The 15,536-nt window shown below is 64.6% G+C and carries 16 protein-coding genes and 1 pseudogene; 5 read left to right on the top strand and 12 right to left on the bottom strand.

What is annotated here, in order from left to right:
• Positions 1-364: 364 nt before the first annotated feature.
• The 7 genes from BW934_RS09680 to hisC all read right to left on the bottom strand — a co-directional run bounded on the left by BW934_RS09680 (position 365) and on the right by hisC (position 8,167).
• Positions 365-1,612 (bottom strand): MFS transporter, encoded by a 1,248-nt coding sequence (locus tag BW934_RS09680; RefSeq protein WP_076347521.1) that lies wholly within the window; start codon positions 1,610-1,612, stop codon positions 365-367.
• Between the two features lie 41 nt (positions 1,613-1,653).
• Positions 1,654-2,577 (bottom strand): EamA family transporter RarD, encoded by a 924-nt coding sequence (gene rarD, locus BW934_RS09675; protein WP_076347519.1) that lies wholly within the window; start codon positions 2,575-2,577, stop codon positions 1,654-1,656.
• Between the two features lie 197 nt (positions 2,578-2,774).
• The gene (locus BW934_RS09670) at positions 2,775-3,542 is read right to left on the bottom strand and encodes an enoyl-CoA hydratase-related protein (RefSeq protein ID WP_076347517.1); all 768 of its coding nucleotides are present in this window, start codon (positions 3,540-3,542) and stop codon (positions 2,775-2,777) included.
• Positions 3,543-3,554: 12 nt separating this feature from the next.
• A complete protein-coding gene (locus BW934_RS09665; RefSeq protein WP_076347515.1) occupies positions 3,555-4,895 on the bottom strand; it encodes a dihydrolipoamide acetyltransferase family protein in 1,341 nt (446 codons plus the stop codon).
• 14 nt (positions 4,896-4,909) lie between these two features.
• A complete protein-coding gene (locus tag BW934_RS09660; protein WP_076347512.1) occupies positions 4,910-5,893 on the bottom strand; it encodes an alpha-ketoacid dehydrogenase subunit beta in 984 nt (327 codons plus the stop codon).
• Positions 5,890-7,002: a pyruvate dehydrogenase (acetyl-transferring) E1 component subunit alpha gene (gene pdhA / locus BW934_RS09655; RefSeq protein WP_076347510.1), complete on the bottom strand. Its 1,113-nt coding sequence runs from the start codon at positions 7,000-7,002 to the stop codon at positions 5,890-5,892. The genes BW934_RS09660 and pdhA overlap by 4 nt, the downstream gene beginning before the upstream one ends.
• A gap of 13 nt (positions 7,003-7,015) precedes the next feature.
• Positions 7,016-8,167: a histidinol-phosphate transaminase gene (gene hisC, locus BW934_RS09650; protein WP_076347508.1), complete on the bottom strand. Its 1,152-nt coding sequence runs from the start codon at positions 8,165-8,167 to the stop codon at positions 7,016-7,018.
• 115 nt (positions 8,168-8,282) lie between these two features.
• On the opposite strand from hisC, the gene BW934_RS09645 reads away from it, so the two are divergent.
• Positions 8,283-8,939, top strand: a complete 657-nt coding sequence (locus BW934_RS09645) for an FMN-binding negative transcriptional regulator (protein WP_076347565.1) — start codon at positions 8,283-8,285, stop codon at positions 8,937-8,939.
• The gene (locus tag BW934_RS09640; RefSeq protein WP_076347506.1) at positions 8,936-9,409 is read left to right on the top strand and encodes a PaaI family thioesterase; all 474 of its coding nucleotides are present in this window, start codon (positions 8,936-8,938) and stop codon (positions 9,407-9,409) included. Before BW934_RS09645 ends, BW934_RS09640 begins: the two co-directional genes overlap by 4 nt.
• A gap of 61 nt (positions 9,410-9,470) precedes the next feature.
• On the opposite strand, the gene BW934_RS09635 is transcribed toward BW934_RS09640, so the two are convergent.
• Together BW934_RS09635 and BW934_RS15355 are read right to left on the bottom strand one after the other, a co-directional pair.
• On the bottom strand, positions 9,471-10,127 hold the full coding sequence (locus BW934_RS09635; RefSeq protein WP_268758110.1) for a LysR family substrate-binding domain-containing protein: 657 nt from the start codon (positions 10,125-10,127) through the stop codon (positions 9,471-9,473).
• Positions 10,128-10,187: 60 nt separating this feature from the next.
• Positions 10,188-10,343: pseudogene (locus BW934_RS15355) on the bottom strand (LysR family transcriptional regulator); the annotation flags it as partial.
• 144 nt (positions 10,344-10,487) lie between these two features.
• Between BW934_RS15355 and BW934_RS09630 the strand changes: the two are divergent.
• The 3 genes from BW934_RS09630 (at position 10,488) to BW934_RS09620 (ending at position 11,862) form a co-directional block, all read left to right on the top strand.
• Positions 10,488-10,925, top strand: a complete 438-nt coding sequence (locus tag BW934_RS09630) for a CidA/LrgA family protein (protein WP_076347502.1) — start codon at positions 10,488-10,490, stop codon at positions 10,923-10,925.
• Positions 10,925-11,596: an LrgB family protein gene (locus tag BW934_RS09625; RefSeq protein WP_076347563.1), complete on the top strand. Its 672-nt coding sequence runs from the start codon at positions 10,925-10,927 to the stop codon at positions 11,594-11,596. Before BW934_RS09630 ends, BW934_RS09625 begins: the two co-directional genes overlap by 1 nt.
• Positions 11,597-11,667: 71 nt before the next feature.
• Positions 11,668-11,862, top strand: a complete 195-nt coding sequence (locus BW934_RS09620) for a YjzC family protein (protein ID WP_076347500.1) — start codon at positions 11,668-11,670, stop codon at positions 11,860-11,862.
• Positions 11,863-11,902: 40 nt separating this feature from the next.
• Here the strand turns inward: BW934_RS09620 and BW934_RS09615 are convergent, their stop codons facing one another.
• The 3 genes from BW934_RS09615 to BW934_RS09605 all read right to left on the bottom strand — a co-directional run bounded on the left by BW934_RS09615 (position 11,903) and on the right by BW934_RS09605 (position 15,482).
• Positions 11,903-13,204 (bottom strand): DNA recombination protein RmuC, encoded by a 1,302-nt coding sequence (locus BW934_RS09615; RefSeq protein WP_076347498.1) that lies wholly within the window; start codon positions 13,202-13,204, stop codon positions 11,903-11,905.
• Positions 13,205-13,469: 265 nt separating this feature from the next.
• Complete coding sequence (locus BW934_RS09610; protein ID WP_076347496.1) at positions 13,470-14,666, bottom strand: thiolase family protein; 1,197 nt, start codon at positions 14,664-14,666, stop codon at positions 13,470-13,472.
• Positions 14,667-14,708: 42 nt separating this feature from the next.
• Positions 14,709-15,482 (bottom strand): enoyl-CoA hydratase-related protein, encoded by a 774-nt coding sequence (locus BW934_RS09605; protein WP_076347494.1) that lies wholly within the window; start codon positions 15,480-15,482, stop codon positions 14,709-14,711.
• Positions 15,483-15,536 lie beyond the last annotated feature (54 nt).

Genomic DNA, 15,536 nt, shown 5'->3' with positions numbered 1-15,536 from the left:
CCTCCTCGCCCAGCCGCTGCACCTCTTCCCAAATCGCCATCGCGCTCACTTCCGGCACCCACGCTTGCAACAGGCTCGCCGCCCGACGGTACGACGTCTCCGTGGCCCGCCCTGCTCTGAGGCCGTGAAGTCACCTGCCTCGTCAACTACATTTTGCAAGCTCGACAGCATCTGCAGGAAGACAGCAAGGACACGTCGAATATCGAGCATAAGAGACCTCACTCTTATGCCCGCGCTGCAACGCGGGCTTTTTTCTTGTCCCAGTGAGGTCTCTTCTCTTTTGCCTCGGAGAATCCTCCCAGAGGCAAACCCTACCCAAACTTTATACGCTCTCGCCGCCCCAACGGGTGCTCGGCGGAGGGCGTCAGACATCTTCATCCGCGCGTGCTCTTCTGAGTTCCGGGATGAAACGTGCGACACAGGCCATGGCGACGATGGTCGAGGCGCCTCCGATGACGATGGCCGCGCTCACGGGCAACACGCTGCCGACGATCCCGGCGCGAAGGTTGCCGAGCTGGGGACCTCCCGAGCCGACCAGGTAGTCCACGCTCGAAATCCGCCCGCGCAGTTCATCCGGCGTGCGCTGCTGAATCAACGTCGAGCGCATGACCACGAGAATGGAGTCCAACGCCCCCATGAAGGCAAGAAACATCAGCGAGAGCCAGAGAAACGGAGATAGGCCAAACGCGCATACCGCGGCTCCCCACGCGATACAGGCGACCACGATGGCCCGGCCTTCATATCGGATGTGGCGCACGGGCCCTGACAGGAAGAGCACCAACAATCCGCCAACACCGGTGGCACCCATGAGCAGGCCGAGCGCCTCGGGCTGCCCCCCGAAGCGCGCGCTCACGAGCGCGGGCAAGAGCGCATTCGGAACGCCAAGCACCGTGACACTGAGATCCGCCAGCATGGCGCCGAGAAGCGCTCGCGACGTCACAAGAAAGCGCAGCCCTTCAGCGACACTGCCCAGCATGCCCTGGTTTCGTTCGATCGCGCCAGGCTGCATGGGAGGCAACCGATACACGGCGTAGAGCGCGGCGAGAAAGCTCAGCGCGTCCAACGCGTAACACCAGCCGAGCCCCGACCAGCCCGCGAGGACGCCGCCGAGCGCGGGACCCGCGACCTCCGCGAACCGAATGACAAGCGTATTGAGCGTCTGTCCGGCACGCACCTGATCTTTAGGAAGAACCCGGGGCACGAACGTGCGACGTGCCGGAGCGCTGATGACGACTAGCAACGACTGAACGCACAAGAGCGCATAGATGGCGCCTAGAGTGCGCCAGGCCGCGAAAGCCTGTACAGCCAGGAGCGCCGAGACGACCATCTGGCCGCTCGTGGCGAGCAGAACCAGCTTGCGGCGATCGACGCGATCGCCCACACTCCCGCCGAGCAGGACGAACAGCACGCCGGGGAGCACGCTGGCAAGGCTGGCCAGTCCCACGTCGAGGCTCTTGTGCGTCAGAGTATACACCTGGAGCATCACCGCGAAGGACGTCATCGTGCCGCCAAAGGTCGAAATGCCGCTGCCGATCCAAAGGCGCAAAAAGTCGCTCGACGTTCGAAGCGGCGTGGTATCCACCATCATCCGGCGCAGCGCGGCGCTCAGCATGGGATTCCTCCTTCGGATTCAGACGCGAGTACGAGGAACGTTCAGCCCTTGAGCGCTTTGTGCAGCGCCGGGTCGTCCGCCAGGCATCGGCGAAATCGCCGCTCGGTCCGAATGAGCGAGAACGTATAGAGGATGAGTGCCATCCATATGCACGAAAAGCCGATGGCATCGGCGCGGGTGAAGGGTTCGCGATCGACGAAAAGCCCAATGACTAGCTGCAGCGTGGGCGAGATGTACTGGACCATGCCGAGCGTAGCGAGATGGAGGCGCTTGGCGGCCATCGCAAACAAAAGAAGGGGCAACGCCGTGAGGACGCCGCTCAACGCGAGCATCGCCATCTGCCACCCGGCGAGTTGCGTCACGGTGACCCGATGGGCCGTGAAGGTGAAGACGAGGTACGCCACGGCGAGGGGTAGGGCGAGCGTCGTCTCCCAGGTGAGGCTCTGGACGGCATCTGCCTCGACCCGCTTTTTCACGACGCCGTAGAGGCCGAACGATCCGGAGAGCGACAGCGCGAGCCAAGGCACCTGCCCGTAGGCCGCAATCATGATGGCCACGCCGAGGCCTGCGACGAGAAGCGCCCCCCACTGCCACGCGTCCAGCCGCTCGCGGAAGAGAAGGAGTCCGAAAATTACGTTGACAATGGGGTTGATATAATAGCCAAGGCTCGATTCGACCACGTGCCCCGTGTTGACCGCCACGATGAACGTCAGCCAGTTGATGGTGATCATGAGCGAGCCAAGCGCCATCCAGCGCGCTCGGCGGCCGTCCCGCATGACCGAGGCGACGCTCTGCGTCCTGCGCGCCATGGCCACCCACGCCCAAATGGTCAGCGCCGAAAACACCATGCGGTACGACAACAGCTCATACGGGGACATGCGCTCAAAGATGTTCCAATACGCAGGAAGAAGTCCCCAGCCCGCGTAGGCCAGGAACGCATACCAAAGCCCTTTCCGATCCGTCACCGCCGCGCCACTCCGTTTCTGTCGGACTCACGCCCTCCATCATAGCGCAGCGCGGCCGTGATCGCACCCCCGCGCGAAGGCTTCTTCGCCGGTGCTGACGATCCCGCCCGCACCAGGCATTTCCCTTCGGAGTCCTGCGTCCTCTACCGCCTGCCTTTGGCCGAAGCCGCGCATCCACGGGCGGCACATCGGGAGAATTACCTACCCTGAAATTCCGGCTTGCGCCGCTCCAGAAACGCGCGCATGCCTTCGCGCGCGTCTTCCGTCGCGAACAACAGGTAAAAGAGATTTCGCTCCGCTTCAAGCCCGTCGGCAAACGCCGTGTCCATGGCCTGGTAGACCGCTTCTTTGATGCAGCGAAGGGCCACGGGCGGCATCTCCGCCAATCGCTTGCCGAGTTCCACTGCGTGCGCGACACATGCCTCGTCTGGGACCACGCGGTTGATGAGCCCAAGCGAGAGCGCTTCCCGCGCTGTGATGGGATCGCCGAGCCAAAGCAGTTCCAGCGCTCGCGCCTTGCCGAGGCGGCGTGCGAGCCACTGCGTCCCACCCGCGCCCGGCATCAGCCCGAGCTTCACCTCGGGCTGTCCGAACTTCGCGCTTTCGCCTGCGATGACGAGATCGCAGGCCAGGGCGAGCTCACATCCGCCGCCCAACGCAAATCCCTTCACGGCGGCGATGACGGGCTTGTGGACGCCGCGTATTCGGTCCCAAGCGCGGAACTGGTCCCGCAGCTTCATGTCGACGGCCGTCGCATCCGCCATTTCCCCGATGTCGGCGCCCGCCGCAAACGCTTTCTCCCCGCCCGTCAGGACGATGGCCCGGACGTTTACATCCGCATCCGCCGCTTCGAGCGCCGCCACCAATTCATCGACGAGCGCGAGATTGAGCGCGTTCAGCCTGTCCTCGCGAGCCATCCGCACAATTCGCACCGGGCCATCGTCGTGCATCGTCAAGTAGGCCACGCGAGCACCCCCCTACCGAAGCTCGGCCCACATCCGATCCGGCTCCTCCAACAGCTCGCGCACGCGATTGGTGAACCGAATGGCCATGCCGCCGTCGATGATCCGATGGTCAAACGACAGCGAGATGTGGGCGATGTTGCGAATGACGATCTCGTCGTTTCTCACCACGGGCCGCCGCGACATCTTGTGAATGCCGAGAATGGCCGACTCGGGGTAATTGATGATGGGCGTGGCATATAAGCCGCCGAGCGCCCCCGCGTTCGAGATGGTGAACGTGCTTCCTGTCACTTCGTCGAGCGAGAGGCGGTTCTCGCGCGCCCTGCGGGCGAGATCCGACACCTCTTGCGCAATTTCAAACACCGACTTCTGATCGGCGTGCTTCACGACGGGCACAATCAGCCCCTGCTCCGTGTCCACCGCGATGCCGATGTGGTAGTAACGCCTCAGCCATACTCGTTCCTGGGCCTCGTCCACAGAGGCGTTCACGTAGGGGAACTCCTTCAGCGCGATGGACACCGCCTTGACGAAGAACGCGAGCGACGTCAGTTTCGCGCCGCGAGCTTCCGCGTACGGACGGAGCCTTTCGCGGAGCGCCTCAAGGGCATCCATCTCGATCTCATCGATGTGGGTGGCATGCGGGATGATGCGCTTGGACTGCACCATGTGCTCCGCAATGCGGCGCCGAAGGCCGCGAAGCGGCACCTCTTCCACGGGCTCGCCCGACGTCACCTTGGGCGATCCCGCCTTCGGGGCAGCCGGAGGCGCCGCGACTTCGCCCGCGCGTTCCGCGCGCGGTTCGACGGCCGCGACGTCCTCCTCCGGCGGGCGCGGTGCCATCCTGCCTTCCGCAAACCGGCGGACGTCCTCCTCCGTCACGCGTCCCACCGGGCCCGTGCCCTGAATCTCTTCGATGTCCACGCCGAGCTTCCGCGCCAGCGCGCGCACGTGCGGCGTGGCGAGCGCGCGCCGCTTCACCCCGTCGGCCCGCTCCGCCTGCATCACGGCAGGCTTTGCCCCGTGGCTGGCCAAACCACCGCTCGCCTCGGGCGCCTCGCGCCTCGCCTGCTCGGTTGTCTCAGCCGCGCTCGCCCCTGCCGCCTTGTCGCCCGCAGGCGCCCCATGAGCCTCGCGGATGACCGCGAGCACCGTCCCCACGGGCACCACCTGCCCCTCGCGCGCCACAATGCGCTCGATCACGCCCGCCACCGGCGATGGCAGCTCCGCCGTCACCTTATCCGTCTGCACCTCCACGAGTGGCGCATCCTGTTCGACGTGATCGCCCTCGTGGACCAACCACCGCAGGACCTCGCCCTCGTGAATACCTTCGCCAATATCCGCCAGTTTGAACTCCATATCGGTCTCCCGCCTTAGAACGTGATGGTCTCTTCGATGCCCGCGCGAATGCGCGCCTCCGTCGGCATGTACTCGTCTTCCAGCGCGAAGAACGGCACGGGGACGTCAAAGCCCGCGACGCGCTTCACCGGCGCGCGCAAGTACAGGAGCGCCTCTTCGTTGATGAGCGAGACGATTTCGGCGCCAAGCCCCGCAGTCTTGTGCGCCTCATGCACCACCACGGCCCGGCCCGTCTTCTGCACCGATTCCACGATGGCGTCGCGGTCCAGCGGGTACAGCGTCCTCAGGTCGATCACGTCGCACGTCAAGCCGCGCTCGCGCTCGAGCTGATCGGCCACCTTCAAGGCCGTGCGCAGCATCGCGCCCCAAGCAAACACCGAAACGTCCTCGCCCTCTCGCACCCGCTTCGCCTTACCGATAGGAATTCGGTACAAGCCCTCGGGAACCTCCTCCCGGAAGGCGCGATACAGCTTGGTTGGCTCGAGGAAGACGACTGGATCGGGGTCCTCAATGGCCGAGATGAGCAAACCCTTCGCGTCGTACGGGCCGCTCGGCACCACCACTTTGAGCCCAGGCGTGTGCGCGAAGAAGCTCTCCACGCTCTCGGCGTGCAGCTCCGGGCCATGGATGCCTGCGCCGTACGGCGTGCGGATGGTCATCGGCACGGGAAACTGGCCCTGCGACCGGTAGCGCATGCGCGCGACGTGCGAGAACAGCTGGTCCAGCGCCGGGAAGATGAACGCCAGAAACTGAATTTCGGGCACCGGAATGAGGCCGTTCACCGCCATGCCCATGGCGGTGCCGATAATGGCCGACTCCGCGAGCGGCGTGTCGATCACGCGCTCCTCGCCGTACTTCTCGAGGAGGCCGTCCGTCGCTCGGAACACGCCTCCGTTTTTGCCGATGTCCTCGCCGAGCAAGACGACGCGCGGATCGTCCGCGAGCTTTAGGTCAAGCGCTTCGTTGATCGCCTGGATGAGATTCAACATGCGGCTCATACGGATACCCCCTCGCGCGTCCGGCGGTACTCCTCGCGCTCCGCGGCGAGGTGCCAGGGCGCTTCCGCGTAGACGTGATCGAACATCATCTCCATGTCGGGCGGCGCAATCGAGAGCGCCTCGTCCACGGCGGCCTCGACCCGCGCCTTGACCTCGTCCTGGAGCTTTGCCTCCTGCGCATCCGACCACAGGTTCTGCGACTCCAGATACAGGCGGAGGCGGACGATGGGATCGCGCTTCTGCCAAGCCTCCACGACCGCCTTCTGGTCGCGGTAACGGGTCGGATCGTCCGCCGTGGTGTGCGCACCCATGCGGAAGGTCACCGCCTCGATGAGCGTCGGCCCGAGGCCGTTCAGCGCGCGCGACCGAGCCTCTCGCACCGCGCGATACACCGCGAACGCGTCGTTGCCGTCCACGCGCACGCCGACGATGTCGTACGCGACCGCGCGCTGCGCGATGGTGCGCGACGCGGACTGGCGCGAAAAAGGCACGCTGATGGCGTAGCCGTTGTTTTGGCAGAAGAAGATGACCGGCAGGTGGAACACACCGGCGAAATTCAGGGCCTCGTGGAAATCGCCCTCGCTCGTCGCCCCGTCGCCGAAGTACGCGATGCTGACGGCGCGCTCCTTGCGGTAGCGGCTCGCAAACGCCGCGCCTACGGCGTGCAGCACGTGGGTCGCAATGGGTACGCTCGGCGGCAGGATGTGGCGCCCCTCGGGGCTCTTGATGCCCTCCACCCGGCCCGACCAATACAACAGCACGTTTGCCGGCGCTTGGCCAAGCACCATGGTCGCCGCGTGATCTCGATACGACGGGAACACAAAGTCCTCGGCCGCGAGCGCCATCGCGCTGGCCACTTGCGCGGCCTCCTGGCCTTCGTACGGCGCGTACGTGCCGATCCGGCCCTGACGCTGGAGCGCTATAGCCTTGCGGTCAAACGCCCGAGCGAACACCATGTGCCGGTACATCTCGACCATCACGTCCGTGGGGATGTCGTCCACCGCGCCCGCGAGCGTCCCATCTTCGTTCAGGAGGTGGATTTCGTCGTACAACCCTTCCGCCTTCGCGATCTGCAGCAGCCGTTCGGCGCGATCGTGTTCGGCCAACATACATAGCCCTCCTTTAATTCAGCGATTGGACCAGCGCCTGAAGAAAGACGTCGTTCTCTTCCGGCGTACCAAGCGAAACTCGCACGGTCCCGGGCACTCCGAGGCCTTCGCCCGCCCGGACGATCACACCCTGGTGCAACAGCCGCTCGGCCACCGCGGCGCCTGTGCCCGGCACTTCAAACAACAGAAAGTTGGTCTGAGACGGGTACACGAAGAGGCCCATGTCCGACAGCGCCCTCGCCACGCGGTCCCGTTCGGCAGCGTTTTGAGCCCGGCACATGGCGACAAAGTCGGGATCGTCCAGGGAGGCGAGCGCAGCCACCTGCGCCAACCGGCTCGTGTTAAAGGGCCCTCTTACCTTGTGTAGTATCGAAGCCACGTCCGGGTGCAGTGCGGCATAGCCGATGCGCAACCCCGCGAGCCCGTAAATCTTGCTGAAGGTGCGGAGGACGACGAGATTGGGATGCGTGTCGAGAATCGGTAGGGTCTGAAGGTAGTCCTCCGCCGTGACGTACTCGTAGTACGCTTCGTCGACGACCAGAACGACGTCGCTCGGCACGCGTTCAATGAAGGCGCGCAGAGGTTCTGCGCCCACCGTGGTGCCCGTAGGGTTGTTGGGATTGCACACAAAGACCAATTTCGTCTTGGACGTCAGGGCGCCAAGCATGGCGTCGAGATCATGGACACCGTCTCGACAAGGGACCTTCACCGCCACGCCGCCTTCAATCGCGACGTTTTGCTCATAGCGGCTGAACGTGGGGTCGGCCATCACCACCTCGTCGCCCGGCTCGAGGAATGCGCGCGCCAAAAGACTGATGATTTCATCGGAACCGTTGCCGAAAAACAACTGATCCTCCCGCACGCCGAGCTTGGCCGCAAGCTTGCGCGCAAGGGCAGGCGAGCTTGACTCAGGATACAACGGAATCCGCGCCATTTCCTCGGTCATGGCGGCAACCGCCTTCGGCGAGCAACCGTAAGCGTTTTCATTGGAAGCCAATTTCACGACGCGCGACAGGCCTAACTCGCGCTCCACTTCCTCGATGGGCTTGCCAGGTACATAGCGGTCGACGTGGGCGAGTGAACCGCGCCCCAGGATGGACCCCGTCCCCACCGGCGACACCTCCGATTTCACCAAAGCAAGCGCTTGCTTGACTATTGTAAGCATACCAGAGTCCGTGAGAATGTCAAGAGAGGCTGCAGGTGATTCTTCCAGAGTGTGTTATGCTGAAAGCGGCATCTGCCGCATTCGCGTGCGTCGATTCGCGGTCTGGAGGTGGCGCATGTACATCCCGAAGTCGTTTCAACTGAGAGACCCGGACATCATCGAAACGCTTCTTCGCGAACACAGCTTCGCGACGCTCGTCACGCAACAAGGAGGCGACATCTGCGCATCCCACGTCCCCCTCGTCTATCGGCCCGACGAAGGCGCCCTATACGGACACTTGGCAAAAGCCAACCCACAGGCCGAACACCTTCGCGACGGACGCTGTCTCGCCATCTTTCAAGGTCCGCACGCCTACGTCTCGCCCTCGTGGTACGGCATGGAGGAGCAGGTGCCCACGTGGAACTACTTGGCCGTCCACGTGTACGGCCGCGCTCACCTCGTTCAGGAAAGCGAGGCCGTCGCTGACTTGCTCCATCTTCTCCTTGTCGCATATGAGCCGCAATCCCGCCTGCCCGCCGATCGCGACCGCGCGTACTACCGCAATCTGATGCGCGGCATCGTGGCGTTTCGCATTGACATCGAGCGGATGGAGGCAGCCGCGAAGCTGAGTCAAAACAAGCCCATGGAGGCGAGGCGGCGCGTGGCCGCAACGCTCGCGTCCATGGACGACGAGGGTGCCCGCGGCGTCGCTCGCTGGATGCAGCAGCTGAGTGTGAATGACGCGAACCTGAGCTTTTCACCTTCGAAGGAAGAAAGGAGCCATGGGACATGACGCCTTCGCCCTACGTGCAGGATTACTACCCGGACGACTTCGCGTGGTGCTATGGTTGCGGGCGCTTGAATGAGCGCGGCCATCACTTTCGCACGCGCTGGGATGGAGACGTCACCCTCACCGAGGCGTTTCCGGAGCGCCATCACACCGCCGTGCCCGGCTTTGTCTATGGCGGTTATCTCGCCGCGCTGGTGGACTGCCACAGCACCGGTTCCGGCGCGCTGGCGCTCCATCGCGCCCAGGGCGGCCAGCTGGGCGACGGCTCGCCCGTTCCGCGCTGTGTAACGGCTTCGCTCCATGTGGAATACCGGAAGCCCACGCCGATGGGCGTTCCGCTGCGCGCCATCGGCCGAGTGGCCGAGGTGACGTCCAAGAAGGCCGTGATCGACACGCAAGTATGGGCCGGCGAAACGTTGTGCGTCGAAGCGCGCGCGGTCGTGGTCCTCATCCCCGACACGATGCGGGGTTGACCCGTTGCGACAAGCACGGACACGCGCGGTGAAGCCGACTAGGGCCGCCTGAGCGGTCGCGCTACACGCTCGTGCCGTGTACCGACTCTGCCGTCTCGAGAAACGCGCTCACCAAAGGCGACGTGTCGGCTCGGCGCCATGCCGCGCCGAGCTCGACCGTGGGCGCCGGGCCGTCGATGCGCAGATAGCGAACGTCCTGACGGTGAACGCGCTCCGTCGCGCTCGGGACGATGCTGACCCCGAGCCCCGCCGCGACGAGCCCGACCGCCGTCTGAACTTCTGTGACCTCGAGCCGCACGCGAGGTTCGAAGCCCAGCGTGCGCGCAAGGGTCATGACGCCATCGTACAAACCGGGCCAGATGGCGCGCGACACCAGCACGAAAGGCTCCTGGGCAAGTTCCACGAGAAAGAGCGACGCGCGCATCGCCAGCGGATGCCCCGCGGGAACGACGGCGACGCAGTCGTCGCGGTCCACAAGCCGGACATGCAAATCCGGATGCTGCGCCGGAAGCCGCAGAATCCCGACATCCACCTCACCAGAAACCAAAGCGGCCATCTGCGCCGGGGTCGACATCTCCCTCAGTGACAGATCCACGTCTGGATGTCGCTCCTGGTAGGCTCGAATGACGTCTGGAAGCCAACCGTACGTCGCCGACCCGACAAACGCCACCGACAGGCGCCCGATCCGGCCTTCGGCCGCGTCTTTAGCCGCCCGCACCGCTGCCTGCACGTGCGCGAGCACCTTGCGCGCTTCCACGAGCAGCGCCTGCCCGGCGTGGGTGAGCTGCACGCGCCGGTTGGTCCGGTCGAACAGCACCACACCGAGCTCGTCCTCAAGCTTTTGGATTTGCTGACTCAGCGGCGGCTGCGTGAGCCCCAGGCGCTGCGCGGCTCGTCCAAAATGGAGTTCTTCCGCCACCGCGACGAAGTATTCGAGTTGTCGAAGCTCCGTAGCCCTCCACCCCCTGAATCAATTCGTATATCGTATGATTACAGAAACAATTATATATTAGACGTCTCAATCCTCATGGCGTATGGTGATGTTGGTGAAACATCGGGACGTGAGGGAGGGATCGACGTGCGCACCAGGTTTCAACCTCTGCGGTGGAAAGCGGCATCTCTCGCAGCCGTGCAGATCGCGGCCCTGTACGGTCTCGCCGCCCTGGGCAATGTGGTTTCGGCGAAGCTTCATCTGCCCGTTCCAGGGAGCATCATCGGCGTGGTGGTTCTGTTTGGTCTGCTTCGCTCCGGCCTGGTCAAAGTGGAATGGATTGAGCGAGGCGCTGATCTGCTCATTGGCGAGCTTCTCCTGTTCTTCATCCCATCATCCGTCGGCGTCATCGCCTACGCTCATCTGTTCCGGCAAGATGGGCTGAAGCTTTTGGCGGTTGTGGCCGCAGGGACCGTGCTTGTGATGCTCGTGACCGGGTCAGTCGCCGAGGTGATGTGGCGCTTGCGCAACCGCAGTCAAAGGAGCGACGAGGGCGCACAGGCCAGGGAGGCGAACGCGTCGTGATGCTCGTGGGTTTGGCTTCCACGCTCATCTGTTACGCCGCGTGTAAGGCGCTGTATCGTCGAGTCCACGTCGTGTTCCTCAATCCCATGATCACGTCGCTGGTCGCACTCATACTGTTCCTTCACTTCGCGCACCTCTCGTATCACGTGTACGACGCGTCGGCGAAGTGGCTGACGTCGTTTCTCGGTCCGGCGACCGTGGCGTTTGCGGTCCCCCTGCACCGCCACTTCCCCGTGCTCAAGGCGCACTGGCCGGAGTTTCTGGCGAGCCTCGCGCTCGGATCCGCCACGGGCATCGCAGGGTCCGTGCTTTTGGCCAGAGTCTTTGGCCTGAATCGCGCCGTCGTGACCAGCATTGCGCCGCGATCCGTCACGACCCCGATTGCCATGGACATCTCCCAAGCCATCGGCGGGATTCCCACCCTCACCGCCGTCTTTGTCATTTTGACGGGCATCACGGGCGTGATGGTCGGACCATGGCTCTTGCGCCTGTTGCGCCTTCAATCGCCTGTGGCGCGAGGCGCGCTGTTCGGCATGGGCTCACACGGCATCGGCACGGCGCGAGCCTTCGAATATGGCGCCATGGAGGGCACCTGCTCCAGCCTCGCGATGATTGTCGCGGCGTTTCTGACGCTTGCGTTGGCGCCCGTTCTGATGCGTGCCCTGGGCTGACAGGTGCGGAAAAATGCGCCGATCATCCTCCGGGCAGGACCGGGCAAGCTATCGGCTGAGGGGTGATGGCCATGGGGGAGCGATCGGAGTTTTCGCCGGGATACAAGGCGCCGAATAACGGCGTCTACATCGAGGTCGGTGCCCATCCTGATAGTGAGGATCTGCATCATCCAAAGCGCATCTACCTGCACAAGGGCGAGCGTTTCCCTGAGACGACCAACGACGATCGCAAATGGCGCCGCATCAAGACGAGTCACAAGCACTGACCCCGGCAGCACGGGCCCAGTCGGCCTGTGCTGCCTTCCTTTACGCGTCCTCTTCCCAGGAGGCGTCGGGCAGCTCCGGCTGCGCCTCCACCGCCACGAGTTTCCGCTCGATTTGGCGCGATCGCGTCGCTGCGCGGTCGATGGCGTTGGACGCCTCTTCGAGCTTCTTGCGGGTCCGCGCGAGCAGCTCGCCGAACTTGCCAAACTCCGTGCGAATTGCGCCGAGCAGCTGCCAGACCTCGCTCGAACGCCGCTGAATCGCGAGCGTGCGAAAGCCCATCTGCAGGCTGTTGAGAAGCGCCGCCAGCGTTGTGGGACCGGTCACGACGACGCGATAGTCGCGGGCGAGCGACTCCCACAGGCCACTGCGGCGAAGCACCTCCGCAAAAAGGCCTTCCATCGGCAGGAATAAGAGCGCGAATTCCGTGGTGTGCGGCGGAGCGACGTACTTGTTCCGGATGGATTTCGCCTCGTCGCGGATGCGCGCTTCAAGCGCCTTGGCGGCCTCCAGAAATGCCGCTTGGTCGCCCGCATCCTGCGCCTCGACGAGGCGCTGATAAGCCTCGAGGGGGAACTTGGCGTCAATGGGAAGCCAGACGGGATCGTCCCCTTCGCGACCCGGGAGGCGAATGGCAAAATCGACGCGCTCGTCGGCCCCCGGCTTGACCGCGACGTTGCGCGCGTACTGCTCAGGACTCAGGATTTGTTCGAGAAGCGTGTCGAGCTGCACCTCGCCGAGGATGCCGCGTGCCTTGACGTTGGACAGCACTCGCTTCAAATCCCCCACGCCCGCCGCGAGCGACTGCATCTCCCCCAAACCCTGATGCACCTGTTCGAGGCGCTGACTGACGAGTTGGAACGATTCGCCGAGGCGTCGTTCGAGCGTTTGATGCAGCTTTTCGTCGACGGTCTGGCGCATGCGCTCGAGTTCCTTCCGGTTGTCCTCCTGCAGGTACTGGAGCCGGCGCTCGACGGTGTCGCGCATGGCGTCGAGCTGGCGGGCCGTGTGCTGTGCCCATTCGCTCAATCGCTGGCTGAACGATTCCAACTGCGCCCGGTCCTTCTCGCTCCACTCCCCGAGCGCGTGCAGCAAGTTTTGATGTTGCAGCGACACGGTCTGCACGAGGCTTCGCGCCGCTTCGGACTGAGCGTTCATCCAAGCCTGGCTTTGGGACTGCAAGGCCTGCGACAGTTCCATGCGCAAATCGCGGAGGGCTCGCTCGTGGGCCTCGAGCTGGGCAAAGAGGCGCTGCTGATTGCGCTCGGTCAGCGCCACGCGCCACGCTGTCCATGCGGCAAACGCCAACAGGGTAAGCAGGAGCAGAATGTCTATTGTGTGCAAGCTGCAACCTCCTACATGGATGTCCAGCGCGGATCCCACCGCCCGCGGGTTCCGCCTTGCTCCGTAAGCGTACCGCCCGGCGGTCCCGGGGGCGCTTCTTTGTGGCGATCCTCGTGCTTTCCGGCATCCCTTCCTCTGTCCAAAACGGCCTGCCGGCTGGCGGAAGATGGATCCCGCTCGGCCGCAGGCCGCCCTCGCAGTCTCATTGTACCTCACCGTGCAACGCGCACGCGTGCGGCGGGACGCAACGGCCCCGTCACGGGCCTTACGCCTCCACCCGCTCGAGGAGGGTGGCCACGCCCTGGCCCACGCCCACGCACAGCGTGGCAATGCCATAGCGAGCGCCCGTGCGCACGAGTTGCTTCGCGAGCGTGCCCGCGAGACGCGCGCCCGAACAACCGAGCGGATGGCCGAGCGCGATGGCTCCGCCGTTCGGATTCACCTTGGCCGGATCGAGCCCGAGTTCCCGGATGCAGGCAATGGACTGCGCGGCAAACGCCTCGTTGAGCTCCACCCAGTCGATCTCGTCCACCGTCACGCCCGTCCTCGCTAGAAGCTTTCGCACGGCGTACACGGGCCCAATGCCCATCACGCGCGGGCTGACCCCCGCCGTCGCGCTCGCCACCCAGCGCGCGAGCGGCTTGAGCCCCAACGCCCGGCCCTTTTCCTCGGAGACGAGCAACAGCGCCGCCGCGCCGTCGTTGATGCCGGACGAGTTGCCCGCCGTCACCGTGCCGTTCTCGCGGAAGGCCGGCTTGAGCTTGGCGAGCGCCTCCAACGTGGTTTCCGGCCGCAGGTGCTCGTCGCGATCGACCACTGTCTCCTGCTTCTTATCCTTCACGACGACGGGCGCAATCTCCTCTGCAAAGATGCCCTCCGCCTGCGCTCTCGCGGCCTTCTGCTGGCTGGCGAGGGCAAAGGCGTCCTGGTCCTCGCGGGAGATGCCAAACTGCTCGGCCACGTTCTCCGCCGTCTCTCCCATGCTTTCCAGCGGATAGGGAAAATGAGGGTTGGGCATGCGCCAGCCGAGCGTCGTGTCCCACATGATCTGGTTGCCGCGCACGTACTCCATCTCGGGCTTCGGAAACACGAGCGGCGCGCGCGTCATGCTCTCCACGCCCCCCGCGATGGCGATGTCGATCTCGCCCAGGGCGATGGCCTTCGCGGCCTGGTTGACGGCCTCCAGGCCGGACGCGCACAGGCGGTTCACCGTGACGCCAGGGACATGCTCGGGAAAGCCCGCGAGGAGCACGGCCATCCGCGCCACGTTGCGGTTGTCCTCGCCCGCTTGGTTCGCGCAGCCCATGTACACTTCCTCAACTTCCCCCGGCTCAATGCCGGCCCGAAGGCAGACCTGTTTCAGCACGTGCGCGGCGAGATCGTCTGGGCGGACGCGCTTCAGCACACCGCCCTGCCTGCCGATGGGGGTGCGCACGTATTCGACCAACCATACGTTTCGCATGCGAAATCTCCTTTCAATGCCGAAATACAACGACTCCAGAGCCTACCGGCCCTGAAACCGCGGCGGACGCTTTTCGAGAAAGGCGCGGACCCCCTCGCGGTGATCCTCGGTTTGACCCGCCTCGTTTTGCAGCACGGCCTCGAGCTCAAGCGACTGTGCGAGCGTGCGCTCCATCCCCTCGTAGTGCGCGCGCTTGATGAGCCCAATGGCGCGCGTCGGCATGGCGGCCAACCGCTCCGCAAGCGCCATCGCTTCCGCCATGAGCTGGTCAGCCGGGACCACGCGGTTGACGAGGCCCATCTCGTGCGCGCGCGCGGCGTCGACGCGATCGCCCAGCATGGCGAGCTCCATGGCGCGCCCAAGCCCGACGATGCGAGGCAAGAACCAGGTCCCCCCGGAGTCTGGGATGAGTCCAATATTCACAAATGCCTGAATGAAGGTCGCCGTTTCGGACGCCAGGCGGAGATCACAGGCCAAGGCGAGGCTCACGCCCGCCCCCGCCGCAACCCCATTCACGGCGCAGACGATGGGCTTTTCGAGGTGAGTCATGGTCAGAATCAGCGGATTGTACGTTTCGCGAATGACCTTTGCGTAGTCCGAGTCGCCGCCGCCGAGATCGAGATCCTGTCCCGCGCAAAACCCGCGACCCGCGCCGGTGACGAGCACGGAGCGCACCCTGTCATCCTCTCCTGCCGCCTGAAACGCCTCCCGCAGGGCGAAGAGCATCTCCCGCGTGAGCGCATTCACTTTCTCAGGGCGGTTCAGGGTGACCAGCATCACGCCCCCCTGGTGTTCCACGCGAACGCTTTCATGCATGCGCCGACGCTCCCTTCTCTTTTCGAAATCATCATAGCGTAAAGTCCCTGTTTA

Source organism: Alicyclobacillus vulcanalis (assembly GCF_900156755.1).
GTDB classification, from domain to species: domain Bacteria; phylum Bacillota; class Bacilli; order Alicyclobacillales; family Alicyclobacillaceae; genus Alicyclobacillus; species Alicyclobacillus vulcanalis.
Note: the sequence above shows the minus strand (reverse complement) of the source record. Positions and strands in the feature narration are given on the sequence as shown.

Coding starts and splice junctions, on each gene's coding strand:
- BW934_RS09680 (WP_076347521.1), bottom strand. CDS start 1,612: ATGCTGAGCGCCGCGCTGCGCCGGATGATGGTGGATACCACGCCGCTT.
- BW934_RS09665 (WP_076347515.1), bottom strand. CDS start 4,895: ATGGAGTTCAAACTGGCGGATATTGGCGAAGGTATTCACGAGGGCGAG.
- BW934_RS09660 (WP_076347512.1), bottom strand. CDS start 5,893: ATGAGCCGCATGTTGAATCTCATCCAGGCGATCAACGAAGCGCTTGAC.
- pdhA (WP_076347510.1), bottom strand. CDS start 7,002: ATGTTGGCCGAACACGATCGCGCCGAACGGCTGCTGCAGATCGCGAAG.
- hisC (WP_076347508.1), bottom strand. CDS start 8,167: ATGCTTACAATAGTCAAGCAAGCGCTTGCTTTGGTGAAATCGGAGGTG.
- BW934_RS09645 (WP_076347565.1), top strand. CDS start 8,283: ATGTACATCCCGAAGTCGTTTCAACTGAGAGACCCGGACATCATCGAA.
- BW934_RS09640 (WP_076347506.1), top strand. CDS start 8,936: ATGACGCCTTCGCCCTACGTGCAGGATTACTACCCGGACGACTTCGCG.
- BW934_RS09625 (WP_076347563.1), top strand. CDS start 10,925: ATGCTCGTGGGTTTGGCTTCCACGCTCATCTGTTACGCCGCGTGTAAG.
- BW934_RS09620 (WP_076347500.1), top strand. CDS start 11,668: ATGGGGGAGCGATCGGAGTTTTCGCCGGGATACAAGGCGCCGAATAAC.
- BW934_RS09610 (WP_076347496.1), bottom strand. CDS start 14,666: ATGCGAAACGTATGGTTGGTCGAATACGTGCGCACCCCCATCGGCAGG.
- BW934_RS09605 (WP_076347494.1), bottom strand. CDS start 15,482: ATGCATGAAAGCGTTCGCGTGGAACACCAGGGGGGCGTGATGCTGGTC.